This window comes from Streptomyces sp. NBC_01092, assembly GCF_045039535.1.
Taxonomy (GTDB): Bacteria; Actinomycetota; Actinomycetes; order Streptomycetales; family Streptomycetaceae; genus Streptomyces.
Genome location: NZ_CP108659.1, coordinates 1,371,227 through 1,398,017, shown reverse-complemented (window position 1 = coordinate 1,398,017; position 26,791 = coordinate 1,371,227). Strand labels below are relative to the sequence as shown.

The 26,791-nt window shown below is 72.0% G+C and carries 23 protein-coding genes; 17 read left to right on the top strand and 6 right to left on the bottom strand.

The window, feature by feature from the left end; all coding sequences use genetic code 11:
• Positions 1 to 102: 102 nt before the first annotated feature.
• The 3 genes from OG254_RS05965 to OG254_RS05955 all read right to left on the bottom strand — a co-directional run bounded on the left by OG254_RS05965 (position 103) and on the right by OG254_RS05955 (position 3,588).
• On the bottom strand, positions 103 to 1,215 hold the full coding sequence (locus OG254_RS05965; protein WP_405577958.1) for a Gfo/Idh/MocA family protein: 1,113 nt from the start codon (positions 1,213 to 1,215) through the stop codon (positions 103 to 105).
• Entirely contained in the window at positions 1,185 to 1,895 is a 711-nt protein-coding gene (locus OG254_RS05960; protein WP_405577956.1) for a ThuA domain-containing protein, read from the bottom strand. The genes OG254_RS05965 and OG254_RS05960 overlap by 31 nt, the downstream gene beginning before the upstream one ends.
• Before the next feature lie 136 nt (positions 1,896 to 2,031).
• Complete coding sequence (locus tag OG254_RS05955) at positions 2,032 to 3,588, bottom strand: acyl-CoA carboxylase subunit beta (protein ID WP_405577954.1); 1,557 nt, start codon at positions 3,586 to 3,588, stop codon at positions 2,032 to 2,034.
• 172 nt (positions 3,589 to 3,760) lie between these two features.
• Here OG254_RS05955 and OG254_RS05950 point away from each other — a divergent pair, with 172 nt between their 5' ends.
• The 9 genes from OG254_RS05950 to OG254_RS05910 all read left to right on the top strand — a co-directional run bounded on the left by OG254_RS05950 (position 3,761) and on the right by OG254_RS05910 (position 11,605).
• Positions 3,761 to 4,867, top strand: a complete 1,107-nt coding sequence (locus OG254_RS05950; RefSeq protein ID WP_405577952.1) for a phenazine antibiotic biosynthesis protein — start codon at positions 3,761 to 3,763, stop codon at positions 4,865 to 4,867.
• Positions 4,867 to 6,294, top strand: coding sequence for an aldehyde dehydrogenase family protein (locus OG254_RS05945; protein WP_405577950.1), 1,428 nt, complete (start codon positions 4,867 to 4,869; stop codon positions 6,292 to 6,294). Before OG254_RS05950 ends, OG254_RS05945 begins: the two co-directional genes overlap by 1 nt.
• A 30-nt stretch (positions 6,295 to 6,324) precedes the next feature.
• On the top strand, positions 6,325 to 6,831 hold the full coding sequence (locus tag OG254_RS05940) for a MaoC family dehydratase N-terminal domain-containing protein (RefSeq protein ID WP_405577948.1): 507 nt from the start codon (positions 6,325 to 6,327) through the stop codon (positions 6,829 to 6,831).
• A 1-nt stretch (position 6,832) separates the two neighbouring features.
• Positions 6,833 to 7,264, top strand: a complete 432-nt coding sequence (locus OG254_RS05935; RefSeq protein ID WP_405577945.1) for a MaoC/PaaZ C-terminal domain-containing protein — start codon at positions 6,833 to 6,835, stop codon at positions 7,262 to 7,264.
• Between the two features lie 93 nt (positions 7,265 to 7,357).
• Positions 7,358 to 7,621, top strand: coding sequence for an acyl carrier protein (locus OG254_RS05930; RefSeq protein ID WP_351201321.1), 264 nt, complete (start codon positions 7,358 to 7,360; stop codon positions 7,619 to 7,621).
• Positions 7,622 to 7,641: 20 nt separating this feature from the next.
• Positions 7,642 to 8,898, top strand: coding sequence for a beta-ketoacyl-[acyl-carrier-protein] synthase family protein (locus tag OG254_RS05925; protein WP_405594859.1), 1,257 nt, complete (start codon positions 7,642 to 7,644; stop codon positions 8,896 to 8,898).
• Between the two features lie 28 nt (positions 8,899 to 8,926).
• Positions 8,927 to 10,039, top strand: a complete 1,113-nt coding sequence (locus OG254_RS05920; RefSeq protein WP_405577942.1) for a beta-ketoacyl synthase N-terminal-like domain-containing protein — start codon at positions 8,927 to 8,929, stop codon at positions 10,037 to 10,039.
• 39 nt (positions 10,040 to 10,078) lie between these two features.
• Positions 10,079 to 10,825, top strand: coding sequence for a 3-oxoacyl-[acyl-carrier-protein] reductase (gene fabG, locus OG254_RS05915; RefSeq protein ID WP_351201317.1), 747 nt, complete (start codon positions 10,079 to 10,081; stop codon positions 10,823 to 10,825).
• Between the two features lie 60 nt (positions 10,826 to 10,885).
• Positions 10,886 to 11,605 carry a 2-hydroxychromene-2-carboxylate isomerase gene (locus tag OG254_RS05910; RefSeq protein WP_405577940.1) on the top strand — a complete coding sequence of 240 codons (720 nt, stop codon included), beginning with the start codon at positions 10,886 to 10,888 and terminating at the stop codon, positions 11,603 to 11,605.
• 211 nt (positions 11,606 to 11,816) lie between these two features.
• On the opposite strand, the gene OG254_RS05905 is transcribed toward OG254_RS05910, so the two are convergent.
• The 3 genes from OG254_RS05905 to OG254_RS05895 all read right to left on the bottom strand — a co-directional run bounded on the left by OG254_RS05905 (position 11,817) and on the right by OG254_RS05895 (position 15,730).
• Positions 11,817 to 12,539, bottom strand: a complete 723-nt coding sequence (locus tag OG254_RS05905) for a hypothetical protein (protein ID WP_405577938.1) — start codon at positions 12,537 to 12,539, stop codon at positions 11,817 to 11,819.
• 65 nt (positions 12,540 to 12,604) lie between these two features.
• A complete protein-coding gene (gene pabB, locus OG254_RS05900) occupies positions 12,605 to 14,743 on the bottom strand; it encodes an aminodeoxychorismate synthase component I (RefSeq protein WP_405577936.1) in 2,139 nt (712 codons plus the stop codon).
• A gap of 87 nt (positions 14,744 to 14,830) precedes the next feature.
• Positions 14,831 to 15,730, bottom strand: a complete 900-nt coding sequence (locus OG254_RS05895) for a diiron oxygenase (RefSeq protein ID WP_405577934.1) — start codon at positions 15,728 to 15,730, stop codon at positions 14,831 to 14,833.
• Positions 15,731 to 15,946: 216 nt separating this feature from the next.
• On the opposite strand from OG254_RS05895, the gene OG254_RS05890 reads away from it, so the two are divergent.
• The 8 genes from OG254_RS05890 (at position 15,947) to lpdA (ending at position 26,784) form a co-directional block, all read left to right on the top strand.
• The gene (locus tag OG254_RS05890) at positions 15,947 to 17,452 is read left to right on the top strand and encodes a class I adenylate-forming enzyme family protein (RefSeq protein ID WP_405577932.1); all 1,506 of its coding nucleotides are present in this window, start codon (positions 15,947 to 15,949) and stop codon (positions 17,450 to 17,452) included.
• A 51-nt stretch (positions 17,453 to 17,503) separates the two neighbouring features.
• Positions 17,504 to 18,751 carry a 3-deoxy-7-phosphoheptulonate synthase gene (locus OG254_RS05885; protein ID WP_405577930.1) on the top strand — a complete coding sequence of 416 codons (1,248 nt, stop codon included), beginning with the start codon at positions 17,504 to 17,506 and terminating at the stop codon, positions 18,749 to 18,751.
• Between the two features lie 407 nt (positions 18,752 to 19,158).
• Positions 19,159 to 19,704, top strand: coding sequence for a hypothetical protein (locus tag OG254_RS05880; RefSeq protein WP_405577928.1), 546 nt, complete (start codon positions 19,159 to 19,161; stop codon positions 19,702 to 19,704).
• Between the two features lie 140 nt (positions 19,705 to 19,844).
• Positions 19,845 to 20,297 carry a MarR family winged helix-turn-helix transcriptional regulator gene (locus OG254_RS05875; protein ID WP_405577926.1) on the top strand — a complete coding sequence of 151 codons (453 nt, stop codon included), beginning with the start codon at positions 19,845 to 19,847 and terminating at the stop codon, positions 20,295 to 20,297.
• A 154-nt stretch (positions 20,298 to 20,451) separates the two neighbouring features.
• Positions 20,452 to 20,814, top strand: a complete 363-nt coding sequence (locus tag OG254_RS05870) for a nuclear transport factor 2 family protein (RefSeq protein ID WP_405577924.1) — start codon at positions 20,452 to 20,454, stop codon at positions 20,812 to 20,814.
• A 184-nt stretch (positions 20,815 to 20,998) separates the two neighbouring features.
• Positions 20,999 to 24,160, top strand: a complete 3,162-nt coding sequence (locus OG254_RS05865) for an amidohydrolase family protein (RefSeq protein WP_405577922.1) — start codon at positions 20,999 to 21,001, stop codon at positions 24,158 to 24,160.
• A gap of 280 nt (positions 24,161 to 24,440) precedes the next feature.
• A complete protein-coding gene (locus OG254_RS05860) occupies positions 24,441 to 25,175 on the top strand; it encodes a hypothetical protein (RefSeq protein WP_405577920.1) in 735 nt (244 codons plus the stop codon).
• 196 nt (positions 25,176 to 25,371) lie between these two features.
• Complete coding sequence (gene lpdA / locus OG254_RS05855) at positions 25,372 to 26,784, top strand: dihydrolipoyl dehydrogenase (RefSeq protein ID WP_405577918.1); 1,413 nt, start codon at positions 25,372 to 25,374, stop codon at positions 26,782 to 26,784.
• Positions 26,785 to 26,791 lie beyond the last annotated feature (7 nt).

The window sequence follows — 26,791 nt, the reverse complement described above, 5'->3', positions numbered from 1 at the left end:
CGGTTGCCGGAGTTGCGGTCGGGGCCAGGGCTGTTGCCTGCCCTGGGCCGTGACTCGGAGTCGAGGTCGGAGTGGGAGCCGCGAGCCGGGGCGTGGGCCGGGTTACCGGGCGCCGGTGCACCGCCATTCCTCGGCGGCCGTCAGTGGTACGGGGGCGGGCGGCTGCGTCGAAGTCGTCAGTTCGATGCGGCGGCCCTCGGTCGCGGAGCGCAGGAGTGCGGTCATCGTCTCCAGCACGTGCAGGGCGAGTTCGCCGTTCGCGCGGGGTGCCCGGCGCCTGTCGGCGGCGACGAAGTCGAGCAGACCGACGCCCCGGGCGCCGTCGACGTAGCCCGCCGAGGGCGGCAGCGTGCGCCACCGGGTGTCGCCGAGTGCGAAGAGCCGGACCTCGCCGTCGAAGCGGTTCGGATCGGGCACGGCGAGTGTGCCGCTCTCGCCGTGCACCTCGATGGGCGCGGCGGTCGTGGCCACGCCGTCGAAGCTCGTCGTGATCGTCGTCAGCGTCCCGCCGACGTGCTCCAGCACCCCGCTGACGTGCGTGTCGACCTCGACCGGAATCCGCTCGCCCGCACGTGGACCGGAGCCGATGACGCGCTCGCCGCGCAGCCGGCCGGCCGCTCCGGTCACGGCACGCACCGGCCCCAGCAGATGGACCAGGGACGCGAGATAGTACGGCCCCATGTCCAGCAGCGGGCCGCCCCCGGCGGTGTAGTAGAAGTCCGGGTGCGGATGCCAGCGCTCGTGCCCCGGCGTCACCATCACCGCCGACGCGAACTGGGGACGTCCGATGCTGCCCGCGGCCACGGCCGCCCGCGCCGTCTGGATGCCGGTGCCCAGGACGGTGTCGGGTGCGCAGCCCACGGCGACGCCCGCCTTGGCCGCTGCCTCCAACACGGTCTGTGCGTCGGCGAGTTCGGCCGTCAGTGGCTTCTCTCCGTAGACGTTCTTCCCATGGCGGATCGCGCCCAGCGCGATCTCGGCGTGCGCCGCGGGGACGGTGAGGTTCAGCACCGTGTCCACGCCCGGGCTGCTCAGCAACTCCTCGACGCTCATGGCCTCGACGCCGGGCACCTCCGCCGCGACCGCCGCCGAACGGGACGCGTCGAGGTCGGCGACCGCCGTGACGCGGACCGCGGGGTGGCCGACCAGGGTGTCCAGGTAGGCGCGGGAGATGACGCCGAGTCCTACGACGCCGACGCGGTGCGCGTCGCCCACAGCATGCCCCTCTCGATGACGGTGCGGACGGCGGGGTGTTCCAGTACGTCGAGGCTGTGCCCCGGCGTCGTCACCAGGACGCGTCCGGCGCCCCACCGGCGGGTCCAGACCGCGGGCGAGGTGACCGGGCGGTGCCAGGGCTGCCAGGGCCGGGTGGGATGGGTCGTGGTGGCCAGCACGTCGATCAGGTCGTCGTGGAGCACCCAGTACTGCTCGGTGTGCAGCTCGAAGTCGTCGATGCCGGCGGTGACGGGGTGTTCGCGGCCGAGCCCGGTGATGTGCACCGCGTGCGGCAGGTAGTTGTCCTCCTGACCGCCCCGGCGCTCGCAGGGCTCCTTGCCCGGGTGGGTCGCGAACTGCCCGCCCACCAGATGGAGATAGTCGGAGGAGGCCCGGAACGAGTCCGCGATCCCGCCGTGCCAGCCGGTGAATCCGGTACCGGCCACGACCGCCGCGCTCAGCCCCGCCACCTGCTCGGCGCTGATCTGCGACATCGTCACGCACTGCACGACGAGATCGGTGCCCGCCATCGCGGCGGCGTCGGCGTAGACGTCGGTGGACTCCTCGATCCTGACGGCGTATCCGTGGTCGCGCAGGAAGGGCAGGAACAGCTCCGTCGCCCGGACCGGCTGATGCCCCTCCCACCCGCCTCGGACCACCAGGGCGTTCTTCCGCGTCATCTCGTCCCTTCACGGGGCGGGGCGTGACAGCCCCGTCGCCAACAGCTCCCTCACTATGTGCCGACCGCTCACGCAGGCGAAAGGCCGACGGGACGACGCGAAAGTTTCGCCCCGGGCCGGCCTTCGAAGGCCCCGCCTACTGCGGTGGGTTGCCGTGCTTGCGGTAGGGCAGATCGGCGTGCTTCGTGCGCAGCATGGCCAGGGTGCGCACGAGGGTCTCGCGGGTCTCGGCGGGGTCGATGACGTCGTCGACAAGGCCGCGTTCGGCCGCGTAGTACGGGTGGATCAGCTCGGCGGCGTACTCCTTGACCAGCGCCGCCCGGACGGCCTCGGGATCGTCGGCCTCGGCGATCTGCCGACGGAAGACGACGTCGGCCGCGGCCTGTGCGCCCATCACGGCGATCTCGTTGGTCGGCCACGCGTAGGTCACGTCGGAGCCGATGGACCCGGAGTCCATCACGATGTACGCCCCGCCGTAGGCCTTGCGCAGGACGACCGAGACACGCGGCACGGTGGCGTTGCAGTACGCGTACAGCAACTTCGCGCCGTGCCGGACGATGCCGCCGTGCTCCTGGTCGACGCCGGGCAGGAACCCGGGGACGTCCACCAGCGTGACCAACGGGATGTTGAACGCGTCGCACATCTGGACGAAGCGGGCCGCCTTCTCGCTGGCCCGGGTGTCCAACACCCCGGCGAGCCGGGCGGGTTGGTTGGCGACGACGCCGACGACCTGGCCGTCCAGGCGGGCCAGGCCCACGACGACATTGGTGGCCCAGCGCTCGTGCACCTCGAAGAACTCGCCGTCGTCGACCAGTTCCTCGATCACCGCGTGCATGTCGTAGGCGCGGTTGCCGTCGGCGGGGACCAGGTCGAGCAGCGCTGTGCCGGGCCGGTCGGGAGGGTCGGTGGGCCGCACCTCAGGAGGCTGCTCCCGGTTGTTGGAGGGGAGCATCGACAGCAAGTACCGCACCTCCTCCAGGCACGTCTCCTCGTCGTCGTACGCGAAGTGGCACACGCCGCTCGTCCCGGCGTGCACGTCCGCTCCGCCCAGCCCGTCGTGGCCGATCTCCTCGCCGGTGACGGCCTTGACCACGTCCGGGCCGGTGACGAACACCTGGGAGGTGTCCCGCACCATGAACACGAAGTCCGTCAGGGCGGGGCTGTAGGCGGCGCCGCCCGCGCACGGGCCCAGCATCACGCTGATCTGCGGGATCACGCCGGACGCCCGGGTGTTGCGCAGAAAGATGCCGCCGTAGCCGGCGAGCGCGGTGACGCCTTCCTGGATGCGGGCGCCGGCACCGTCGTTGAGTGAGACGAGCGGGGCTCCGGCGGCCAGCGCCATGTCCATCAGCTTGTGGATCTTCTGCGCGTGGGCCTCGCCGAGGGCGCCGCCGAAGATGCGGAAGTCATGGGCGTAGACGAAGACGGTACGGCCGTGGACGGTGCCCCAGCCGGTGACCACGCCGTCGGTGTGCGGGCGTTTGTTCTCCAGCCCGAACCCCCGCGCCCGGTGCCGCCGCAGTTGCTCCGTCTCGTGGAACGTCCCTGCGTCCAGCAGCAGTTCTATCCGTTCACGTGCCGTCAGCTTCCCCTTGGCGTGCTGGGCCGCGGTCGCCCGCTCGCTCGGTCCGCGCCGCACCCGCTCGCGCAACTCGTGTAATTCCGCGGTCCGGCCGCGGGAGTCTGCGTGCATGTGGTTCCCCCGTCCGCGGATGCCAACGGGCGGCCCGTCCGGCGCTGGTCCGTGCATCCGCTCCCATCGACCCTAACCCGCCGTCAAAGTTTGCACATCCCTTGACTGGGAATGTAACTCTGTGCGAGCGTGGAATCGCAGCAGATCGCCATGCCCCTGGGGAAGGACGCACATGTCGGACCACGGCCGCACGGACCCGGTTCTCGACTGCCCGGCCGATGAGACACCGGACGGCGAGGAACTCATCACCGCGGCGATGCGGTGGCACTTCAGCCCGGAGACCGGATCACCGTTCTGGCTCGAGCGGGCCGGGAAGCTCGACTTCGACCCGCTGACGGACGTCAAGGGCTTCGCCGACCTGAAGCTGTTCCCCAACATCGTCAACGAACTGCGTGACGTGCGCGTGGAGGAACTGATCCCGCGCGGCCTCACGCTGCCGGACGACCTGTACGGCGTCTACGAGAGCGGCGGCACCACCGGCGCGCCCAAGCGCGTTATCTGCACGCCCGACTGGATGGACCGCTGGCTCGCCTTCAGCCAGCGCCACCTCGACGCCCGCGGGTGTCCGCGCGGCGTCAACTGGCTGGCCCTGATGCCCGACGGCCCGCACATCTTCGGCGCCGCGCTGCGCGAGGGCGCCCGGCGCAGCGGAGGCATCCTCTTCACGGTCGACATGGACCCGCGCTGGGTGAAGAAGGCCATCGCCGAGGGCCGCGCCGAGGACGCCGCACGCTACGCCGACCATCTCGTCACGCAGGCCGGGTTCCTGCTGGAGACCCAGGACGTCGGCGTACTGATCACGACCCCGCCGCTGCTCCAGCGGCTCGCGCAGGACGACCGGCTGGTCGCGCTGATCAACGAGAAGGTTCGTCACATCCAGTGGGGCGGCGCCCACATGGACGCCGACACCCGCCACCTGTTCCGCACCGAGGTCTTCCCGGGCATCCAGCTCCAGGGCGCCTACGGCAGCACGATGATCCTCGGCGGCTCCCTGGAGCGCATCGAGCCGACGGGCGAGGACAGGTGCGTCTTCGACCCCTTCGCGCCGTACATCACCTTCTCCGTCATCGACCCCGAGACCGGCGCGAACGTGCCGTACGGCGAGCGCGGCCAGGTCGTCATGAACCACGTCAGCAAGGCCATGCTGCTGCCCAACAACCTCGAACGCGACACCGCCGTGCGCATCCGGCCGCCCGAGGGGCAGATGGGCGACTCGGTCGCCGACGTCAGCCCGGTGGCCACCTTCGACGACCAGGCCGTCATCGAAGGGGTCTACTGATGCCCCGACAGGCCGCCGCGGCCACGGCACCGGGCGACCGGGACGCGGGGGAGCGGCTCGTCCAGCTCGACGCGTTCGGCGCGAACGGCCCCTACCGTGCCCGCAATCGCCTGACGGTGCCCGATGTCACCGGCGAGCCGCTCGCCGAACTGAGCATCGTGCCACCGCTGTTCGTGCAGCGCGCCCTCGCCGCACTGCGGTCGGCCGATCCGCTGCCGCCCGGCGAGCGGGCCGCCGCACTGGAGCGGGCCGGCCGGCTGTTCGCCTCCGGCACCGTCGGCGGCATGGACCCCGACACCTACCGCCAGCTGGTCAGCCGCTGTTCCGGACTCCCGATCCCGGTGGTCCGGGCCGCGACCGGGATCGTCGCGGACGCGGCGGCACAGGCCGCCACCACGGTCCTGCAGGCCCGGCCCCAGGCCGCGGTCGGCGACTGGAGGGATCCCTCGACCCGGGCCGGCGGCGCGGTGTGGACGCGGCGCGGGAACGTCTTCGCCGTGCACGCCGCCGGCAACCATCCCGGGGTGCACGCCCTGTGGCTGGAGGCCCTCGCCCTCGGCTACCGCATTGTCGTACGGCCCTCGCGGCGCGAGCCGTTCACACCGCACCGGCTGGTCGCCGCGCTGCGCGAGGCGGGCTTCGGCGCCGATCACGTGGCGCTGACCCCCACCGACCACACCGTCGCCGACACCGTCATCAACGGCGCGGACCTCGCCCTCGTGTACGGCGGCGACGACGTGGTGCGCAAGTACGCCGGACACAACACGGTGCTGCCCCAAGGGCCCGGCCGGGCGAAGATCCTGGTCACCGGCGCGGACTGGCGAGCCCACCTGGACATGATCGTCGACTCGGTCGCCGACGAGGGCGGCACCGCCTGCGTCAACGCCACCGCCGTACTCGTCGAGGGCGGGCCCGCAGAGGCGGCCGCCGTCGCCGACGCGCTCGCCGCCCGGCTGGCGGCCATCCCGAGCCTGCCGCCGCAGGACCCGAAGGCCGTCCTGCCCGTCCAGCCCCTGGCCGCGGCGCGGGCACTTGAGGCGTACCTGCTGCGCAGCGCCGGCGGGGCCACGGCGCACCTGGGCGGTGACGGCATCGTCGACGAGCTCGGCGACGGCAGCGCCGTACTGCGCCCGGCGGTGTTCCGGCTCGACCGCGCCGACGCCCCGCAGACCGGCGTCGAACTGGGCTTCCCCTGCGTATGGGTGGCGCCCTGGACCCGCGCCGACGGCGTGGCACCACTGCGCGACTCCCTCGTCGTGACCGCGATCACCGACGACGAGCGGCTCCTGGAGCAACTGGTCGACGAGCCGACCATCAGCAACGTCCACGTCGGCGACCACCCGACGTACTGGATGCGACCGGGCCTGCCGCACGACCGGTACCTCGCGGAATTCCTCATGCGGACCAAGACCGTCATCCGGGACTGACCCGACCGACAGCGCACACCAGGGGGCGACATGGCACTGAACCACGACTTCATCGGCCGCACCCACGGGCCGAGCGAGGTCTACGAAGTCAGCCGGGAGAAGATCCGCGACTACGCGATCGCCACCGGCGACACCCATCCGGTCTACCTCGACCCCGAGGCGGCACGGGCGCTCGGCCACCCGGACGTCATCGCGCCGCCCTCCTTCGCCGTCATGCTCTTCTTCCGCTTCGGCGGCTGGCCGCTGTACGACCCCGAGTTCGGCAAGCGGAAGGAACCGGTGTGCGTGCACCGGGCCCAACGGGTCGAGCACCAAAGGCCGATCAGGCCGGGCGACCGGCTCGTGCAGACCACGACCGTCGACGACATGAGCGTGATGGGCGAACACGAGCAGTGGGTGATGACCCATCGGATCAGCACGGTGGACGGCGAGCACGTGTGCACCGTGGTCAACACGATCCTCTCCCGCGGCACCGCGGCCCTGCCCCGGGACGGCGCCGAGGCACCCGCCCCGGTGCTCCAGGCCCAGGAGGTGTGACGTGGCAGCCAAGGTCGCCCATGACGACGTCGAGGTCGGCACCGAGATACCCGCCCAGGACATCACCGTGCGGCGGATCGACCTGCTCCGCTACTGCGGGGCCTGCTCGGACTTCACCGCCACCCACTGGAACGAACGGATCGCCAAGTCCGTCGGTCTGCCCGACGTCATCGTCCACGGCACCTACACCATCGCCGCCGCCGTACGCGTCGTCACCGACTGGGTGGGCGACCCCTCGGCCCTGATCGAGTACAGCGTGCGCCGCTTCACCCGGCCGGTCGCCGTGCCCGACGACGACGCCGGCGCGACCATGCGGATCACCGGGGTCGTCGAGCGGAAGCTGGACGACCGCCGGGCCGTGATCCGGCTGCGCGCCCGCTTCGAGGGGCTGGAGGTGATGTCCGGGGCGCGAGCCGTCGTACGGCTCGCCTGAGCCCGCACCGCGCACCGCCGGACGCCCGGCCGGTGCCGCGTCAGACAGGGGGCCGCCCGACACGGCGGCTGATGCGACAGAAGGAGCACAGACATGACCAGCACCGACATCACCGCGGAGCGGGAGAACCAGATCAAGGAGCTCGTGGCGGACATCCTCGAACTCGAACCCGACGAGATGACCCGCACCAGCCGCTTCAAGGAGGACCACGAGGCCGACTCCCTGCTCGCCATCGAGATCCTCGCCTCCCTGGAGAAGACGTTCAAGATCACCATCGCCCAGCAGGAACTCGCCCGCATGGTGAACCTGGAGAGCGTGTACGAGGTGGTGGCCGAGGCCGCCGCGGCCCGGCGGTAGGCGGCGGCGTGTCACCGACCATGACACCGCGGCGCGTCGTCGTCACCGGCCTCGGCGCCGTGACCAGCATCGGGATCGGAGCCGAGGAGTTCCTCACCGGGCTGCGCGCCGGACGCAGCGGGGCCGGGCCCATCACCTCCTTCGACGCGAGCGGCTTCGACCACTCCCGGGCGTGCGAGATCACCGAGTTCGACGCCGCCCGCTTCGTCACCCGGCTGCCGCTGCGCGAGTACGGCAGGGCGAGCCACTTCGCCGCCGCTGCCGCCCGGATGGCCGTGGCGGACGCGGCCCTCCCCATCGATGACCTGCGCGCCGTGCGCTCGCTGGTCTCCGTGGGCACCACCGACGGCGAGTCCCGCGACCTCGACGGGCTGACCCGGCAGGAAGTGGAACTCGGCCCTGAGCGCATGGACCCGGTCGTGGCCCGCCGGGTCCCGGCCGGCCGGCTGTCGGTGGCCGCCGCCCGGGAACTCGGGCTGGTCGACGTCGAGGCCGTGACCCTGCCGACCGCCTGCGCGGCCGGCAACTACGCCATCGGCTACGGCTACGACGCGGTGCGCACCGGCGAGTTCGAGTTCGCGCTGTGCGGCGGAGCGGACGCCGTCTGCCTCAAGACATTCGCCGGCTTCTACCGCCTGGGCACCATCGCCCCCGAGCGCTGCCAGCCCTTCGACCGCGACCGCAAGGGCATCCTCACCGGCGAGGGCGCCGGGATGATGCTGCTGGAGAGCCTGGACTCGGCCCTCGCGCGGGGCGCGCGCATCCACGCCGAGGTGCTGGGCTACGGCCTGAACTGCGACGCCGACCATCCCGTGGCGCCCAACGAGGACAGCTTCGCCCGCTGTGTGCGCCTGGCCCACGACAACGCCGGCGTCACCGCCGACGACGTCGACCTGATCTCCGCGCACGGCACCGGCACCAAGGCCAACGACGTCAGCGAGGCCCGTGCGATCCGTCAGGTCTTCGGCGGCACACCGCCCCGCATGGTCTCCATCAAGTCGATGATCGGCCACACCATGGGCGCGGCCAGCGCCCTCGCCGCGATCGCCTGCACGCTCGCCCTGCGCGAGGGCTTCATCCCGCCGACGATCAACCATGTGGAGACCGACCCGGAATGCGACATCGACTGCGTGCCCAACCGGGCGATCGACGCCGACCTGAAGGTGGTGCAGAACAACGCGCTGGCCTTCGGCGGCAACAACGCCGTCCTGATCCTGGGCCGTTACGAGCACGACGGCGTCCTGGACGCCCGCCTGGAGGAAAGGGGAGCGGCATGAACGGCCGTACGCCGCACGGGGGTTGCCGATGAGCACCGTGGGACCGGTCATCTCCGCCTGGTCGGCGGCGTCCGCCTTCGGCGTCGGACGGGAGACGTTCAGTGCCGGCGTACGGTCGAAGCGGCAGGCCGTCACCACGCTGGACCCCGAGCGATGGGCCGCGCCCACCGACCGGGCCTGCCTCGTACCCGGCGGGGAGCCGCGCGAGTTGCTGGGCCGCAAGGGCACCCGGTCGATGGACCGGGTCACCGGGCTCGCCGTCGCCGCCGTGGGCCGGCTGCTCGACGACGGCCACGGCGCGCGCATCCCGGGGCTCGACGAGGACACCGGCCTCGTCCTCGGCACCTCGAACGGCAGCGTGGGCAGCATCATGAGCTTCACGCGGGACTCGCTGACCGAGGACCGGCCCTATCTGGTCGACCCTGCCCGCTTCCCCAACACCGTCATGAACTGCGCAGCGGGACAGTCGGCGATCCGGCACGGACTGCGCGGGCCCAACGTCACCATTGCCGGGGGCCGGGCCTCCGCCCTGCTCGCACTCAACCACGCCCGGCGGCTGCAGCGCTGTGGCCACGCGCGCACCGTCGTGTGCGGCGCGGCCGAGGAGTTCTCCGCCGAACGCGCCTGGCTGGACTGGCACGCCCACGCCGACCGCGCACTCGCCGAGCCCGACCAGGCGCCGCTGACCGGTGAGGGGTGCGCGGTGCTCCTGCTCGAAGCGGGCGGCGACGCCGGCACCGGCTCCGGCCGGACGCCTCTCGCCGAGGTGGCGGCCGTCGAGATCGCCCTGCCCGCAGACGAGAAGGACGCCGGACCCGTACTCGCCGACTGTGTACGCCGCGCCCTGCGGCGCACCGGCCTGACGGCGGCCGACCTGTGGGCCATCGCCCCCGCGGACACGCCCGGACCGTACGCGGACCGGGAACGCACCGCGCTCGCCGAGGTGCTGGGCGACCACGACCCTCTCCGCCTGTCCTGCACCGGCCTGCTCGGCGACACGGGCGCCGCGTCCGCCGCCTTCCAGATCGCCGCCCTCCTGGCGAGTGCCGAGGGCGATCCGACGGCGACCGGACGGCCGGCACTGGTCACCACCGCCGACCCCGACGGCGTGGTCGGCTGTGCCGTGCTGCGCCTCGCCTGAACCGCCTGCCGACCGACACCGTTCACGAGAGGATCACCCATGGACCACGACCGGCGGCCCGTCGCGCTGGTGACCGGCGGCTCCCGCGGCATCGGCCGCGCCGTCGTACGCCAACTCGCCGGGGACGGACACGACGTGGCCTTCTGCTACCGATCCCGCTCCGACGCGGCCCGGGAGGTGGAGAAGGAGGCCGAGGAGCTCGGCGCCCGGGTCCTGTCCCGTCAGGTCGACGTGACCGACCCGGACGACGTCAGGGCCCTGGTCCGGGACGTCGAGGAGGAGTTGGGGCCCGTCGAGGTGCTCGTCACGTCGGCCGGCGTCACCCGGGACAACCCGTTGGTGACCATGACCGACGAGGACTGGCGACAGGTCCTGCGGATCAATCTGGACGGCACCTTCACCGCCTGCCACGCGGTGATCATGGGCATGATGAAGCGGCGGCGCGGGGTCGTCGTCACCCTGTCCTCGGTCTCGGGCGTCTACGGCAATCCCCGCCAGACCAACTACTCCGCCTCCAAGGCCGGGATCATCGGCTTCACCCGCGCGCTCGCGAAGGAGGTGGGCGGCTTCGGCGTCCGGGCGAACGCCGTCGCGCCCGGCTTCATCGAAACCGACATGACGGCGGTGCTGCGCGAGCGCGAACACCAACGGGCCGTCGACAGCGTGCCGTTGGGCCGGTTCGGCACGGTGGAGGAGGTGGCGGGGCTGGTCGGGTTCCTGGCGTCGGACCGGGCGTCGTACATCACCGGAGCCGTGGTGCAGGTGGACGGCGGGATCACGATCTAGCGACCGACCGACGGCATCCATCCGCGTCCGACTGCCCCGACTGCGTCCGAGGAGGTCGCCATGGCGCCCGCACCGCGTCGTCCCCGTATCTACTTCTCCTTCCGCAGCCCGTACTCCTGGCTGGCCTTCCACGACCTCACCACCCGACGTCCGCATGTCGTGGACGCCCTGGAGTGGCGGCCGTTCTGGGAGCCCGACGCGCACAGCGAGCGGCTGCTCGCCGAGGCCGGCGGGCGCTTCCCCTATACGCCGATGTCACGCGAGAAGCACCTGTACATGCTCGGGGACGTGCGCCGCCTGGCCGCCCGGCGCGGACTCACGGTGACCTGGCCGCAGGACGTCGAGCCCTGGTGGGAGGCGTCCCACCTCGCCTATGTGGTGGCGGCGGCCGAGGGGCGGGGCCTCGCGTTCATCGACCGCGTCTACCGCGCCCGTTGGCAGGAGAACCTCGACATCTCCGACCGCGCGACCATCGGCCGACTCGCCGCCGACGTCGGAGTCGACCCGGCCGCCGCGGAGAAGGCCTCCGACGACGACCACGTCCGCGCCGAGGGCGTCCGGGCACTCCTCGACATCCACCGCGACGACGTCTTCGGCGTCCCGTTCTTCATCCACCGCCGCCAGAAGTTCTGGGGCATCGACCGGCTCGCGGACTTCCTGGAGGTACTGGGGGAGTTGGGGGAGGAGCCGGCACCGATCCCCGCTACGCCGCCGACCGCACCGGTCCCGGCCGTCGACGCACACTCGAGCGACCACGGCCATGCGGGCGGCTGCGGCTGACGCCGAACGTGGCGCCGGGCGCTTGGCATGTGGGGTGGGTGGGCCGATGGTGCCGGTGAGCAGGCGAGGCCAGGTGGTCTGACGACGTCGGCCGGTCGGCCAACTCGGCCGACCGGCCGGCCGCGGCCCTGCTGAGCCGACTGATCACCCGACCGGCGCGCCTACGCCCTGCTCACCCGACGGGCTCATAGGCCGACCGCCGAGCCCCCCATCACCCCACCACCAACCCCGGACAAACCCGCACCACCGCGATCCCCCGATCACTGCGCCCCAACCGGAACCGCACCTTGTCGTGCAGCACCGTGCCCGACGCGGCCTTGCCGTCGACCTGGGGCTCGCCGGGGAACAGTGTGAACGTCCAGCCGCCTCCGACCTCGCAGTCCGGCAGCTCGCTCCCGGACTGAAGGACCCGTGCGCCCCAGATCTGGCGCACCATCAGGTCCCGGGTGTCGACGCCGTCCACCGTGAAGGTCCCGGCGTCCGCGGCCGTGATGTCGTCGTAGCTGCCGAAGTGCAGCCCGGCCGGGCCGGTGACGGTGGCGACCGGCGTCCAGTCGGTGCCCGGCGGCACCGCCAGCCGGCCCGCCGGGAGGGCGCGGTCGACCACATCGACCGCGCCCTTGCCGGTCTTCCCGGTCTGGTCGGCGCGCATCGCCGGATCGACCGCGCCCCGGGTGTCGAGCTTGTCGGGGTCGGGCACCAGCAGGATGCCGAAGACAGCCTCGTCGGCGAACCGGGAGTCCTTGAAGTGCGCTCGCAGTGCCTCCACGGCGCGCTCCGCACGATCCCAACGTGAGGCGTCGACGGTGCGCTTGAGATACGCGGCCGTCGGGAGGGGAAGCCCGGCCCGCCGGACGCCCTCGCGTACGGAGCCGCAGGTGTTCCATCCCGATTCGGCCAACAGCTTGAGCTGCTCGCTGGCAAACAATGCCACCTCCGGTCGGCATGTCGCGGGTGCGGTGGCCGCGTGCGCGGCCGGGATCAGGCCCGCGACCCAAGCTAGCCGATGCGATCGCCGAGCGAGCGGGCCACGGGAGCTTCGGATCCTGGTGTGTCGGCGGCGGCCAGGGGCAGCGCCCGCAGCGTGGCCTCCGCCTTGACCAGCATCTCGTCGTACTCGGCGAGCGGCTGCGAGTCGAGCACGATCGCCCCGCCCGCCCCGACACTCAGCTTCTCGCGCCACCGTACGGCCGTACGGATCACGATGTTGAGATCCGCCGTGCCGGAGTAGCCGAGGAAGCCGAGAGCGCCCGAGTAGATGCCGCGGGCCTGGTCCTCCAGAGAGTCGATGATCTCCATGGTGCGCAGCTTGGGCGCGCCGGTCATCGACCCGCCGGGGAAGCACGCCTTGACGCAGTCGACGGCGCTAGCGCCCGGACGCAGGGTGCCGCGCACGGTGGACACCAGCTGGTGCACGGTCGTGTACGACTCGGTCGCCATGAAGGCCGGCACATGCACGCTGCCGACCTGGCATATCCGGCCGAGGTCGTTGCGCAGCAGGTCGACGATCATCAGGTTCTCGGCGCGGGTCTTCGGGTCGCTCGGCAGGGACGCGCGCAGGGCCTCGTCGAGCGCGGGGTCCGGGTTGCGGCGGGTCGTCCCCTTGATCGGCTTGCTCTCCACCGTCCGTTCGCGGTCGATGCGCAGGAACCGCTCGGGCGAGGAGCAGAAGACGGAGAGTTCGCCCAGCCGCAGCAGCGCCCCGTACGGCGCCGGGTTCAGCCTGCGCAGCCTGCGGTAGTAGGCCAGATCGTCGGCCGGGGCGGGCAGATGCAGGCTGTTGGTGAGGCAGATCTCGTAGCTCTCGCCGGCGTGCAACTGGCGCTGGGAGGCGGTGATGTCGGACAGGTACTGCTCGCGGGGCCGGGCCAGCCATCGGGTGACGTCCGGCTCGGCCGCGTTCGGGACGGGCCTCGCCGCCACGGCGTCCGGGAGGGTACGCAGCATCGCGGCCGTGCGGTCCAGCCACTCCTCGGTGACCGCGGCGTCCGCCGGCTCGGCGAGGCCGACCAGATAGGTACGCCCCTCCAGGTGGTCGACGGCCAGGAAGCGGTGCGCCCGCAGCCACATCGCGTCCGGCGCCGGGGCACGGTGGGCGTTGTCGGCGCCGGTGTCGGCCTTCAACTCGTAGCCGAAGTAGCCGACATAGCCGCCGGAGAGGTCGAACGGCAGCTCCTCGGTGCCGGTGACCCGGCGGCGGAGCCGGGTGTCCAGGACGTCGAAGATGGTGCCGTGCTCCAGATAAGGGATGGCGCCGGAGGGTTCGACGATCACGGACGCGTCGCCGACCCGGTAGGTGAGCACCTCGCCGCCCGGCCCGTCTGCGTCGCCCATGAAGGAGAAGCGGGACAGGCCGGGCTCCACATGGGCGCTGTCGAGCCAGAACGCCCGGCTGCTGCCGCCGTGCAGGGCGGTGAACGCCGACTCCGCGTCCACGGCCCGCTCCAGGCACCGCACATGGGCGCGCAGGTCGGGTACCGGGGAGGGGCCCGTGGCCGCGGTCGCGGGCGGCCGGACCGGGCCGGCGGTGCGCGGCGGCGGCAATCGCCGTCCGGGGTGGGCCGCGAGCGCCAGTCGCCGGAAGTTCGCCATCAGCTCGGCGCCGTACTCGGTGGAGATCGACTCGGGGTGGAACTGCACGCCCCACCGCGGCAGTTCACGATGGCGCAGCCCCATGATGACGCCGTCCTCGGCCCGCGCCGTCACCTCCAGCTGCGGCGGCAGGGGCTCGGCGACGCACAGCGAGTGGTAGCGCACGGCGGTGAAGCGGTCGGGCAGACCGGCGAAGATGTCACTGCCGTCGTGCTCGACGGTCGTGAGGTGGCCGTGGCGCGGCTCGGGCGCGCCGACCACCCGCGCGCCGGCCAGCAGCCCGATGCCCTGGTGCCCGAGGCAGACCCCGAGGACGGGCAGGCCGGTGTGCTCCAGCAGGGCACGCGAATGCCCGAAGTCCCGTTGTCCCGCAGGATGCCCGGGGCCCGGTGAGATCACCGCCGCGTCGAACGCGTCGACGTCCAGCCGACTCCAGGCCGGGTCGTCGTTGGGCACGACGGTCGGCTCATGGCCGTAGGTCTCGGCCAACAGCTGGAAGAGGTTGTAGGTGTAGGAGTCGTAGTTGTCGATCAGCAGTGTGCGCATGGCCCCTTCAGAGGGTCGTAAGCGGTCGCCGGTGGTGGGTGCGGGTGCCGCCGACGGTCGGACTCGGGTCAGGGCGGGGACGGCTCGTCAGCCGACGGAGACGGTCGACCAGTCGAAGGGCAGCTCGTCGAGGACGTCCATCTCGCGGCACAGCCGGTGCAGCCCGCTGAAGTCCTGCAGCAGCCGCTTGCGCGCCGCCGACGCGGCCATGTCCTGGAGCATCTGCCGGCCGCCCGGCACGTTCGTCAGCTCGATGATTCGGTGCCAGGTCGTGTAGTCGTTCGCCGCGAAGGCCTCCATGCCGTCGGCGAGCGCCGCGAGGAACAACCGCCGGTGCTCGGCGGACAGGTGGGCGTAGGCGGCCATGGCGACCTCGGCGGCGATCGAGGAGTGGCAGTACTCGTCGCGGTTGTGGAGGTCGGCGGTGACGCGGTTGATCGGCTGGACCTCCGCGTCGTCCGCGACGAGGTCGAGATAGGCGTTGATGGAGATCTCGGCGACGGTGGTGTAGGCGAGCTGGTCCAGTTCGCGCAGGGCCGGCGTCGCCGCGGCGGCCAGGCGCTCCTCGTGGCGGCGGGCCTTGTGGCCGAGCGGCAGCGCGGCGTCGGGCATGGCCCAGCCGCGCCGACGGCGGGTCACCGCACTGGCGTTGAGGTGCATCAGGGTGTGGTACTGCTCGTCCACCATCGCCTGCGTCACGGCCACCGTCATGGACTCGCCGAGCCCGGTGTCGAACGCGTCGGCCGCCATCAGGGCGAACCCGGGATTGACCACCCGCTGCTCGATGTCCTGGACGTTCTTGTTGAACGCGATCCAGCCCCAGGCGTGCAGCCTCGCCTTCGTCTCGTCGTCCAGCGCGAGATAGGTCGGGTGGTCGCGGAACGGCAGCAGGCTGTCGGGGCAGTCGGGCCGGTCCGGCTCGAACAGGTCGTCCAGGTCCGGCTCCTGGCGTTTGACCGCCGCGCGCCGATGCCAATTGCCCGACAAACGGCTGATCACGGCGTTCTCGACGGGGTGCGTCGGGTCGTGGGCCGGTAACCCGGGAGGCGCGCCGCCCCGGCTCCCGGGGGCCCCTGTCCGTTCGTCTGAAGAATCAATACTCATGCATACATTGTATGGGTCTATACTCTGGATGGAAGCCCCCTCGGCTCGATGAGCCGCTCCGCAGGACTCGATGACGAACCGTCGGACGGATGACCTCGCATGTGGCTGACGCAGATCCTGGACCGCAACCGCCGTTGGCGCGCCGGACGCACCGCCCTGGTGGACGAGCGGCGCGCCGTGACATGGAGCGAGCTGGCCGAGCGGGTGCACACCCTCGCCGGCGGGCTGCTCGCACAGGGCCTGGGACCGGGTGACCGGGTCCTGCTCCCGGCCCCGGAGCGGATCGAGGTGTTCGAGGCGTACTTCGCCCTGGCCCGGATCGGCGCCGTGGCCGTACCCGTCGACTCCCTCGGCCCCGCGCAGGAGACGGCCGCCGTCGCCCGGCGGACCGGCGCGGTGGCCGTCCTCACGGACCTCGCGAACCACACCTGGGCGGCCGACCTCGGCCTACCGGTCGCTCTGGACCTCGCAGGCTCCCACAGCGACCTGTCCGACCTGCCGCCGTACCAAGGCCCTTGGCCACAGGTACGCCCCGACGACCCCGTCGCCGTCATGCACACCTCGGCGACCACCGGCCGAGCCCGCGCGGTGGTCTGGGACCACCGGAGCCTGATGCAGGTCTGTCTCGCCTGGCTCGCGGCGGCCGGTCCGGTCGAGGAGGCGACCTTCGTCAACTGCGCACCGTTGTTCCACGGCAGCGTCGCCATGTCGTTCACGTACATGGCGGGCGGCGCCCGCATCGTCCTGCCACCCGCATCCGCCCCGCACCGCACGCTGGAGGCGGTGACCCGGCATCGGGCCACGCACCTGTGGCTCGACCCGGAAACCCTCCGGCACCTTCTCCACGCGGCTCGCACACGCCCCCACGACACCGGCAGTCTCCGGGAGATCGTCTACGGCGGCGCCCCGCTGCCCTGGGAGGTCTACCGCGACGCCGCCCGCACCTTCGGCTGCGCCTTCCGGCAGGCGTACGGCGCCGCCGAGGCCGGCGGTCACTTCGCCATGCTCGCCCCGCACGAGCACCCGGACCCGCGGACGCCGCCCGACCGGCACCCCGCGCTCGGTGCGGGCCGGCCCCTGCCCGGCGTCGACGTGCGGATCCGCCGACCGGACGGCACCGAGGCGGACCCGGGGGAGAACGGCGAGATCTGTGTGCGCAGCGACAGCCTGATGCGCGGTTACTGGGCAGACCCCCGGGCCACCGCCGAGGCCACCCGCGGTGGCTGGCTGCACACCGGAGACCTCGGCCGGGCGGACGCGGCCGGCTATCTCACGCTCGTCGGCCGGCAGACCGACGTGATCACCACCGGTGGGCGTGACGTGCACCCGGCGGAGATCGAGCGGGTGCTGCTCTCGCACGCCGGAGTCGCCGACACCGCTGTGGTGGGCCGGCCCGACCCGGCGCACGGCGAGGTGCCGATCGCCTATGTGGTGCCCGCCCCGGCGGCCCGCCCCAGCCCCGACGAACTCACCCGGCTGATCGCGGCGGAACTGGCCGGCCATCACCGGCCCGCCCTGATCACGTTCCTGGACACCCTGCCGCGCAACCGCTCCGGCAAGATCCTCAAGACGATCCTCCGGGACATGGCGGACGGACGCCCCTGACATGGCGACCACCGTGCGACAGGGAGGACGCGAACCGATGCAGGTGATGGCGTGGTGGTGACGATGTCCTCGCTCCAGAGCCGAGCCCCGTGGCATCCGGCGCGCTGGCGCGGGCTGCCGGCCGGGCAACCGCCCGGCTGGCCGCACGACGACCGCCTGCGGCAGGCGCACGGCCAACTCGCCGCGCGCGCCGCCCTGGTGAGCGCCGAGGAGGTGCTGGCGCTACGGCGCCGGCTCGCCGAAGTGGCCTACGGCCGGGGGATGGTGATCCAGATGGGCGACTGCGCCGAGCCGTTCGCCCCGGCGACCCCGGCGGGCATCGGCCGGACCCTGGCGCTGTTCCGGGACGTCTCCCGGATCGTCGAGGACGGGCTCGCGCTGCCCGTGCTCACCGTGGGCCGGATCGCCGGGCAGTTCGCCAAGCCCCGTTCGTCACAGACGGAGGAGGTCGACGGCGTCCGGATGCCCGCGTTCCGGGGTTTCCTGGTCAACGACATGGCACCGGACGCGACCGCCCGCCGCCCCGATCCACGCCGGATGCTCTGGGGATACGAACACGCCGCCCGCACCCTGTTCCTGCTGCGCCGCGCCGCCGACGAGGGGCTGCCCATGCGCGGGCACTGGGGCGACGGCCTGCCCGCGCTGTGGACCAGCCACGAGTCCCTCGTCCTGGACTACGAGGAGCCCCTGACCAGATGGGACACCGAGGCACAGGCCTGGGTCCTGACCTCGACCCACCTGCCCTGGACGGGCGAGCGGACCCGCCACCCCGACGGCGCCCATGTGCGCTTCCTCGCCGGGCTGTTGAACCCGGTCGGCTGCAAGGTGGGCCCCGGGATGACGCCCGGTGAGGTCGTGCGGCTGGCCGCGACGCTCGACCCCGACCGCCGGCCCGGCCGTCTGGTCCTGATCTCCCGGATGGGCGCGGACCGGATCGAGGACCGCCTGACGCCGCTGGTGGAGGCCGTCCATGCGGCGGGCCATGCGGCCGTGTGGCTGTGCGACCCGATGCACGGCAACACCGTCCGGGCCGCGACCGGCCACAAGACCCGGCATCTGCGGGCGGTGCTCGCCGAGACCGAGGCGTTCGTACGGGCCGTGTGCCGCGGCGGCGGCCGGCCCGGCGGCCTGCACCTGGAGAGCACCGCCGAGTCCGTCACCGAATGCGTCGGGGGTCGTTGCGGAATCTCCGAAAACGATCTGCCGCGCGCCTACCGCACCGCTTGCGACCCCAGGCTGAATGCCGATCAGACCATGGAAACCGTGGAGCGTTTCACTGAACAGTTGGCGCGAATCTGACTTCGCGCCTGCGCGCATTGCTTCGCCCTCACTCACCCTTCCTTCACTCGATCGTCACTTCCCGTGCAAGTGCCAAGTCGGCCTGCACCAAGTCGTCCACTCCCGGGCTGAATCGTCCGGGGGAGTGCGGTGGGATGGAGTACGCTTGTGCGGGGATCGCTGCTGTCAATTGATTCCAGGAGGACGGCAGTTGGTCCATAACGGGGATGATGGGGGCGTGCATGGCCGTACGAAACCCGGTCAATCAAGATTCGATCGAGCCTCGTGACGCAAGTCACCGGATGCGACCACCGGACACCGAGGCCAACGACAGTGAAACGACAGAGACCCGCCGGATATTAGCCCGCGCCGGGGTGCGGTCCGGTCAACGAATTCTGGATATCGGCGCGTTGCTGCGTCAACGGGGTATGACGGATCTGGAATCCAAGGAGTTCCAGGTCGTCGGAGTACGGGAGGCCGCCGGTACGGCGGCGCGGCCGCACCCGGTGCCGGTCGCCCCCGATCTCGATTTCACCGTGGCGCACCTGGACGAACTCGACCTGCCCGTCGCGTCCTTCGATGTCGTCGTGGCGCTCGACTTCTGGCCCTCCACCCCGCTCGCGGTCGCCGCCCGGGGCTGGCGGCGTGTCCTCGGGTCCGAAGGCGGGATCGTGATCGTCACCGGGACCGACCTGCCCGGTGGCCATCGGGCGTCACGTCAGTGGACGAGCGCGCTCACGGCGGCAGGCTTCACGGTCGAAGCGGTGGCGAAGGCGCCGGCCGACTCCGGTCACTACGCGGCACTGGCGAGCGCGGTCCGGCTCGGCGGCGCCGGGCTGCGCGCGGCGCTCGGGCCCGGAACGGCCGAATCGTATGTGGCGCACGTCCAGCGGTTGCACGGCAGTACGCGGCACGAGTCCGCCGAATGCTTCGAGATCGTGGCCCGGAGTACGGATTTTCGGCCACACCCATAGGTCCGGGTCTCCATGGTGGTCCGGTGGCGAGTGGATGTGGTCCTGTGCAATGATTGCGCGTACCTTTACGAGTACATTAGGTAGTTGTACCGTTGTTGGTTGCCGCGAGCTGCTCCTCCGGCGTCAGGAGGGTAGTAGCGATGAGTCAGAGCGCATCGGAACGACAGGCCACCCAGATGGAGCAGGGTGCCTGGAACAAGCTCGTCGCCTTCCACACCCAGGTGTCCGAGCTGGTCGAGAAGGCCCTCCAGGACAGGTTCGGGCTGTCGCTGAGCGAATACACCGCGCTGGAGGCGCTCGCCCAGGTCTCCGGGAGCGGTCGTCCCGGACTGCGGATGCAGGCGCTGGCCGAGGCGGTCGGCATGAACCAGAGCTCGGTGAGTCGCCTGGTCACCCGTCTGGAGCGGCAGGATCTCGTCGAGCGTATTCACTACGAGAAGGACAGACGCGGCGTATTCACGGCCATCACCGCATCCGGTCGCGAGACCCTGGACGCCGCAATTCCGGCCTATCTCCAGACCCTCGCCGCAGCCTTCGACCGGGCGAACGCCGATCCGGACCTGCGGGAATTGGTCAAGCGCATCGGCATTTGACCTGCCGTTTAAGCACGGCCGAATTCAGGCACCTCCGCTGCGGAGCTTCTGCGCCCTTGTCGCTCGACCACTAGTATTTCCAACCGACGTGAATGAGCCGTCGGCACCGGCGTGCCCACGGCCACCTGCACACTTCTCTACGGGAGTTGGTCGCATGACCACGGCAGAAATCGTCGAGCGGTACTACGACGCCTGGATCAACCGTGCCGGAGACATGAGCGAGGTTCCCCTCGCGGACGACTTCGTCTTCGTCGGTCCGGTGGGCAACTTCGATTCCGCAGACGGCTTCCGCGCGATGGCCGGGCAATTCGGCCCGGCCGCCACCGATTTCACCGTTCGCCACCGATTCGTCGACGGGGACACGGCCTGCGCCTTCGTTTCCTGGAACCTCACCGCTGTCCCCGGCACCATGACGGCCGCCGAACTGCTCGAAGTCCGTGACGGCGTACTCGTCCGCGCCGAGGTGATCTACGACGCGGAGGAACTCCGCAAGGCCGCGGCGACGGGCCGCGTCTGACCGCGGTCGTCGGATGCCGGATACCGGGGGCCGATAGGGAACAGATCCAGCCTGGCCGCCCTCGGTGTCCAGAGGAACGGCCGAGAAACGACGGCGCGGGGCCCGTAACCGGGCCCCGCGCCGTACGTTTGCCACCAGTGGTCCCTCCCTTTCGATCCGCCAACTCCGCGCACTGGGAGCTCACTTGGACACCGAAGACGCCTCCGGCGCCCTCACACTCGGCCCGCTCTCCCGCCGCAGATTCCTTCAGGCCACCGCCACCGCCGCGGCGCTCACCACCGGCGGCCCGCAGGCCGCGGCCGCCGACTCCGGTACGACCACCCTCTCCTTCACCGCCGCCACGGGCGGCTCCGCCACCCTCGCCCCCTCCGGTGACCGGCTCGTCGCCGAGGTCCAGAACGTGCTCTGGTCCATCCCGAGGCAGGGCGGCACCGCCGTACCGCTCACCTCGCCCGGCCTCGAACCCACCCGCCCGCAGTTCTCACCCGACGGCAGCCGGCTCGTCGTCTGCGCCTACCACGGCGGGGGCTTCCACCTCTGGACGCTGCGGCCGGACGGCTCCGGCCTGCGCAGGCTCACCGACGGGCCGTGGGACGACCGGGGCCCGGCATGGTCGCCGGACGGCACCCGGATCGCGTTCGCCTCCGAGCGCGGCGGCGACACCGTGACCGGCGCCCCGTACCGCGTCTGGATCGTGGACCTGAGCACCGGCGAGCTGACACAGCTGACCGGACGCCCCGGCCAGGAGGGCCCCGGGCAGGACGGCCGCTGGGAGGACTTCGACCCGGCGTGGTCGCCCGACGGCGAGCGCGTCCTCTTCGTGCGGGCAGGCGTCACCGCCACCGGCACACTGCGCGCGACCACCGTCGCATCGGTCGCCTCCGACGGCTCGGGACCGGTCACCATCGAGCACACCGACGACTCCGGCGCCCAGCTCATGACCCCCGCCGTCTCGGCGGCGGGGCGGCTCGCGTACCTGCGCACCACCGGCTCGCCCGCGGCCTCCTGCACACTCGTCGTGGACGGCACGCCCGTGCCCGTGGCGGGCGACCTCCTGCCCGCGCCGCCCCGCTGGACGCAGGGCGAGCGGCTGCTGCTCACGGTCGACGGACACTTCCGCCTGGTCGACCCGGACGCGCCGGGCGGCGGTGAGGAGATCCCGTTCACCGCCACACTGGACGTGCCCCGGCCCCGCTACCGCGGCAAGGCCTACGACTTCGAGCCCGCCGGCACCCGTCCCGTCCGCGCGCTGCACCTGCCCTCCCTGTCACCGGACGGCCGGCGCGTCGCCTTCGCCGCGCTCAACGCGCTGTGGACCACCGGGACCACGGGCGGCCACGCGCCCCGCAAAGTGCTGCAAGTCCCGTCCACCCGCTATGTGCTGGCGCCGGTCTGGACGCCCGACGGCACGGCGCTGGTGTACGCCGACGACCGCGACGGACTGTTCGCCGTACGGCGCCGCGACCTCGGCTCCGGCGAGGAGACCGTGCTCGCCGAGGGCGGCCGGGTCTTCCCCGCGCTCTCGCCCGACGGGACGCGGCTGGCGTGCCTGGACATGTCCGGCAACCTCGTGGTGCGTGACCTGCCCGACGGCGCCGAACGGGTCGTCGCCGCACCGCTCGCCGCGGCCGGACTGCCCGGCCGGCCCAGCTGGTCGCCCGACGGCCGGTATGTGACGCTCTGCGACCGCAACCGCATCAACCAGCGCTTCCGGGAGGGCTACAACCTCATCCGCGTCGTCGACACCACCACCGGGACCGCAGCCCTGCACGCGCTCGCCCCGCACACCTCGCTGTCCGACCGCTACGACTCCGGCCCCGTCTGGTCCCCGGACGGCCGCTGGATGGCCGTGGTCGCGGAGTCGGCGCTGTGGCTGCTGCCGGTCCGCGCCGACGGCACCCCGGACGGCGAGCCACGCCGGCTCACCACCGAACCCGCCGACCACCCGTCCTGGTCCGCCGACGCCCGCACCCTGCTCTACCTCTGCGCGGGCCGCCTGCGCCTCATCGACATCCGCGACGGCAGGACCCGTACCGTCCGCGTCCCGCTGGACTACCGCCGACCGCGCCCGGCGGACACGGTCGTGCACGCGGGCCGATTCTGGGACGGCACCGGCGCGCAGGTCCGCGAGGACCTCGACCTGGTGATCCGCGACGGCCGGGTCGCGGAGGTGACCCCGCACCGCGCGGGTCACCCCGCCGAACGCCGCGTCGACGCGAGCGAGCGCACCGTGATCCCGGGCCTGTGGGACGCGCACACCCACCCCTGGCAGACCACCTACGGCGGCCGGCAGACCGCGCTCCAGCTCGCCTACGGCATCACGACGGCCGTCTCGCTGGGCGGCTTCGCCTACGAGCAGGCCCGCATCCGGGAGGCCGTCGTGGCCGGCGTCCTCGCCGGGCCCCGGCTGCTGGCCACCGGCGAGCTGCTCGACGGGGCGCGCGTCGCCTACAGCATGGGCCGCGCCCACCGCACCCGTGCGGGCCTGCGCCGCTCGCTCGCGCGTGGCCAGGCGCTGGACTGGGACTTCGTGAAGACCTACGTCCGTGCCCCGGGCTGGGTGATGAAGGAGGCCGCGGACTTCGGGCACGAGCGGCTCGGCGTGCGCAGCGGCAGCCATCTGTGCAGCCCGGGTGTCCAGCTGGGGCAGGACCTGACCACTCATTTGCAGGCCACCCAGCGGCTGGAGTTCGGGCACGCCACCTCCGCGACCGGGCGCTCGTACCAGGATGTGAAGGAGATCTACACCGCCGCCGACTTCCACCTCGTGGCGACCCCGTTCACGGCGCTGGCCCTCCTCGGCGCCGACCCCGCGCTCGCGGACGACCCGCGCGTCACCGCGCTCATGCCGCCGTGGGACACCGCGCTCGTCCGCGAGCAGGCCGGGCAACCGCCCACCGACGCCCAACTGGCCACCCTGGGACGGGAGATGGATGTCTACCGGGGGATCCTCGCCGACGGCGGGCTGGTCGCGCTCGGCACGGACCAGCCGATCGTCCCGGTCGGACTGCATCTGCATCTCGCCCTGCGCGCCCTCCATCGCGCCGGCCTCTCACCGGCCGAGGCGCTGCGCACCGCGACCCTGCTGCCCGCGCGGGTCTTCGGCGCCGACGCCGACCTCGGCACGCTGGAGGAGGGCAAACTGGCCGATCTCACGGTCGTGGACGGCGACCCGTTCACCGACTTCGCCACGCTGATCCGTACGGCGGCGGTCCTGCGGGGCGGCGTCCTGTTCGAGCAGTCGGACCTGGTGGACGCCTTCGACCCGGCCACCGGGCGACGCGCGCAGGAGAAGTGGCTGGAGGTGAGCCGCCGTATGCGCCGCGAGGGGTGCTGTGACCTCTGACGGGGCACGGCTCACACACACTTCGAGAGACATCTGCGCAGGAGTATCACTCAGGCTGCACACAGCCTCTCGAAAGCCTCGTTAGCGTTCTGGCCGTTCGATCCCGAGTGCGAACGTGACCAGGCCGCGGCCGACCAGGGCCGATGGCGCAGTCAAGCCAGAAAGACCGTAGATGGACTACTGCTCCTCGTGCCGTCGGCATCTCAACGGGGCTCTCGTGTGCCCCGGGTGCGGCGCCTACGCCCCGGACATCGCTCCCTCCGCGGCAGGGGGTCCCGCCTTGTCGACCGCGCCGGGTGCGGCGACGTCCTGGGAGAACCCTGCGGTCGACACCTGGTACGACGGTTACTTCCGTGACGAGACGCCGCCGTCGGCCGAGCCGGACGAGACGGCACCGGCCGGCGACGTGGAAGGCGTCGAAGGCGTGCCCGCAGCCCCGCAGGGCCGGGCCGCGCGGCGTCGGCAGCGGGCCCGCTGGAAGAAGAACCAGCGCCGGGCCGTGGTCGCGACCGCCGTCGCCCTGGTCGGCGGCGGTCTGACCGTCGCGTCGATGGACCGGGGTTCCGGCGACAAGGCCCAGGCGGCCACCGCGCCGGAACGGCCGAACGTGGGGCTCCCGGAGCAGCAGAGGACGGAGCTCACCCGCCCGGCGTCCACCCCGTCGGACACCGGCACGACCCCGGGCACGGACACGCCGTCCTCACATCCGTCGCCGACGAACGCCGCTCGCGAATCCGTCACCACCTCGCGCACCACACGTCAGTTCACCCGACCGGACGCCGCCTCCACCCCGCGTCCCACCGCGACCACGGTCCCGCAGACGCAGACCGTCACCCAGCCCTCCGGCGGGACCGGCTCCGGCAGCGGTGGCGGCGAGGCGGCCGAGCAGCAGACGCCGGCCCCGGCCCCGACGGACGGCGCGGACTCCGGAGCGACCCCCGCGCCGGCGAACCCGGCACCGCAGGAGACCACGCCGGCGCAGCTCTGCGTGCTCAACCTCCTCTGCCTGGGCTGACACACACCGCTCCCCGGACTGACACGCCGGGGAACCGCCCCGATCGCCGCGGCACACCCCTCCTGAGATCACCGTCACGCTCCCGCATCGCCACACGAACTCGTGGATGCGGTCATGCTGGAAGAAGCCGGACACCGTCCCCGACGGAAGTCCGGCACCGGCAGAGCAGGACGTCGCACTCAGGAAGGAACCCTCCATGGTCGAGCAGGACGAGCGCTTCGACGTCGTGGTCCTCGGCGCCGGCCCCGGCGGTTATGTCGCCGCCATCCGAGCCGCCCAGCTGGGCAAGCGGGTGGCGGTCGTGGAGGAGAAGTACTGGGGCGGCGTCTGTCTGAACGTGGGCTGCATCCCCAGCAAGGCCCTGCTGCGCAACGCCGAACTGGCGCACATCTTCACCCGCGAGGCGAAGACCTTCGGCATCCAGGTGGACGGACAGGTCACCTTCGACTACGGCGAGGCCTTCCGCCGCAGCCGCAAGGTCGCCGACGGCCGGGTCAAGGGCGTCCACTACCTGATGAAGAAAAACAAGATCACCGAGATCGACGGCCGCGGCACCTTCCTCGACCCGCACACCCTCCAGGTGGCCGGCTACGACGGCAACACCCGCACCATCGGCTTCGACAACTGCATCATCGCCACCGGCGCCGCGCCCAAGCTGCTCCCCGGCACCCGGCGCAGCGCGCGCGTGGTGACCTTCGAGGAGCAGATCCTGGCCGAGGAGCTGCCGCGCTCGATCGTCATCGCGGGCGCCGGCGCCATCGGCGTCGAGTTCGCATACGTCCTTCACAACTACGGTGTGAAGGTCACCATCGTCGAGTTCCTGGACCGCATGGCCCCGCTGGAGGACGTCGAGGTCTCCGCCGAACTCGCCAAGCAGTACCGCCGGCTGGGCATCGACGTGCTGACCTCGACGCGGGTCGACACGGTCGACGAGTCCGGCGAGATGGTGCGCGTCACGGTCACCGTCAAGGACGGCACCCAGCAGGTCCTGGAGGCCGACAAGGTACTCCAGGCGATCGGCTTCCAGCCGAACATCGAGGGCTATGGCCTGGACAAGACCGGCGTGACCGTCACCGAACGCGGCGCGATCGACATCGACGGCCGCTGCCGTACCTCCGTCCCGCACATCTACGCCATCGGCGATGTCACGGCGAAGCTGATGCTCGCGCACGCCGCCGAGGCGATGGGCATCGTCGCCGCCGAGACCATTGCGGACGCCGAGACGATGGAGCTGGACTATGTGATGATCCCGCGGGCCACCTACTGCCAGCCGCAGATCGCCAGCTTCGGCTGGACCGAGGCGCAGGCCCGCGAGCGTGGCTTCGACGTGAAGGTGGCGAAGTTCCCGTTCACGGCGAACGGCAAGTCGCACGGCCTCGGTGACGCGACCGGCTTCGTGAAGCTGATCAGCGACGCGAAGTACGGCGAACTCCTCGGCGGCCACCTCATCGGCCCGGACGTCACCGAGCTGCTGCCCGAGCTGACCCTGGCCCAGCAGTGGGACCTCACCGTGCACGAGGTCGCCCGCAACGTCCACGCCCACCCCACGCTCGGAGAGGCGGTCAAGGAGGCGGTGCACGGCCTCGCGGGTCACATGATCAACTTCTGACGCCGCA

Coding starts and splice junctions, on each gene's coding strand:
- OG254_RS05955 (WP_405577954.1), bottom strand. CDS start 3,588: ATGCACGCAGACTCCCGCGGCCGGACCGCGGAATTACACGAGTTGCGC.
- OG254_RS05875 (WP_405577926.1), top strand. CDS start 19,845: ATGAGTCAGAGCGCATCGGAACGACAGGCCACCCAGATGGAGCAGGGT.
- OG254_RS05890 (WP_405577932.1), top strand. CDS start 15,947: ATGTGGCTGACGCAGATCCTGGACCGCAACCGCCGTTGGCGCGCCGGA.
- OG254_RS05870 (WP_405577924.1), top strand. CDS start 20,452: ATGACCACGGCAGAAATCGTCGAGCGGTACTACGACGCCTGGATCAAC.
- lpdA (WP_405577918.1), top strand. CDS start 25,372: ATGGTCGAGCAGGACGAGCGCTTCGACGTCGTGGTCCTCGGCGCCGGC.
- OG254_RS05910 (WP_405577940.1), top strand. CDS start 10,886: ATGGCGCCCGCACCGCGTCGTCCCCGTATCTACTTCTCCTTCCGCAGC.
- OG254_RS05880 (WP_405577928.1), top strand. CDS start 19,159: ATGACGGATCTGGAATCCAAGGAGTTCCAGGTCGTCGGAGTACGGGAG.
- OG254_RS05925 (WP_405594859.1), top strand. CDS start 7,642: ATGACACCGCGGCGCGTCGTCGTCACCGGCCTCGGCGCCGTGACCAGC.
- OG254_RS05945 (WP_405577950.1), top strand. CDS start 4,867: ATGCCCCGACAGGCCGCCGCGGCCACGGCACCGGGCGACCGGGACGCG.
- pabB (WP_405577936.1), bottom strand. CDS start 14,743: ATGCGCACACTGCTGATCGACAACTACGACTCCTACACCTACAACCTC.
- OG254_RS05930 (WP_351201321.1), top strand. CDS start 7,358: ATGACCAGCACCGACATCACCGCGGAGCGGGAGAACCAGATCAAGGAG.
- OG254_RS05950 (WP_405577952.1), top strand. CDS start 3,761: ATGTCGGACCACGGCCGCACGGACCCGGTTCTCGACTGCCCGGCCGAT.
- OG254_RS05920 (WP_405577942.1), top strand. CDS start 8,927: ATGAGCACCGTGGGACCGGTCATCTCCGCCTGGTCGGCGGCGTCCGCC.
- OG254_RS05940 (WP_405577948.1), top strand. CDS start 6,325: ATGGCACTGAACCACGACTTCATCGGCCGCACCCACGGGCCGAGCGAG.
- fabG (WP_351201317.1), top strand. CDS start 10,079: ATGGACCACGACCGGCGGCCCGTCGCGCTGGTGACCGGCGGCTCCCGC.
- OG254_RS05960 (WP_405577956.1), bottom strand. CDS start 1,895: ATGACGCGGAAGAACGCCCTGGTGGTCCGAGGCGGGTGGGAGGGGCAT.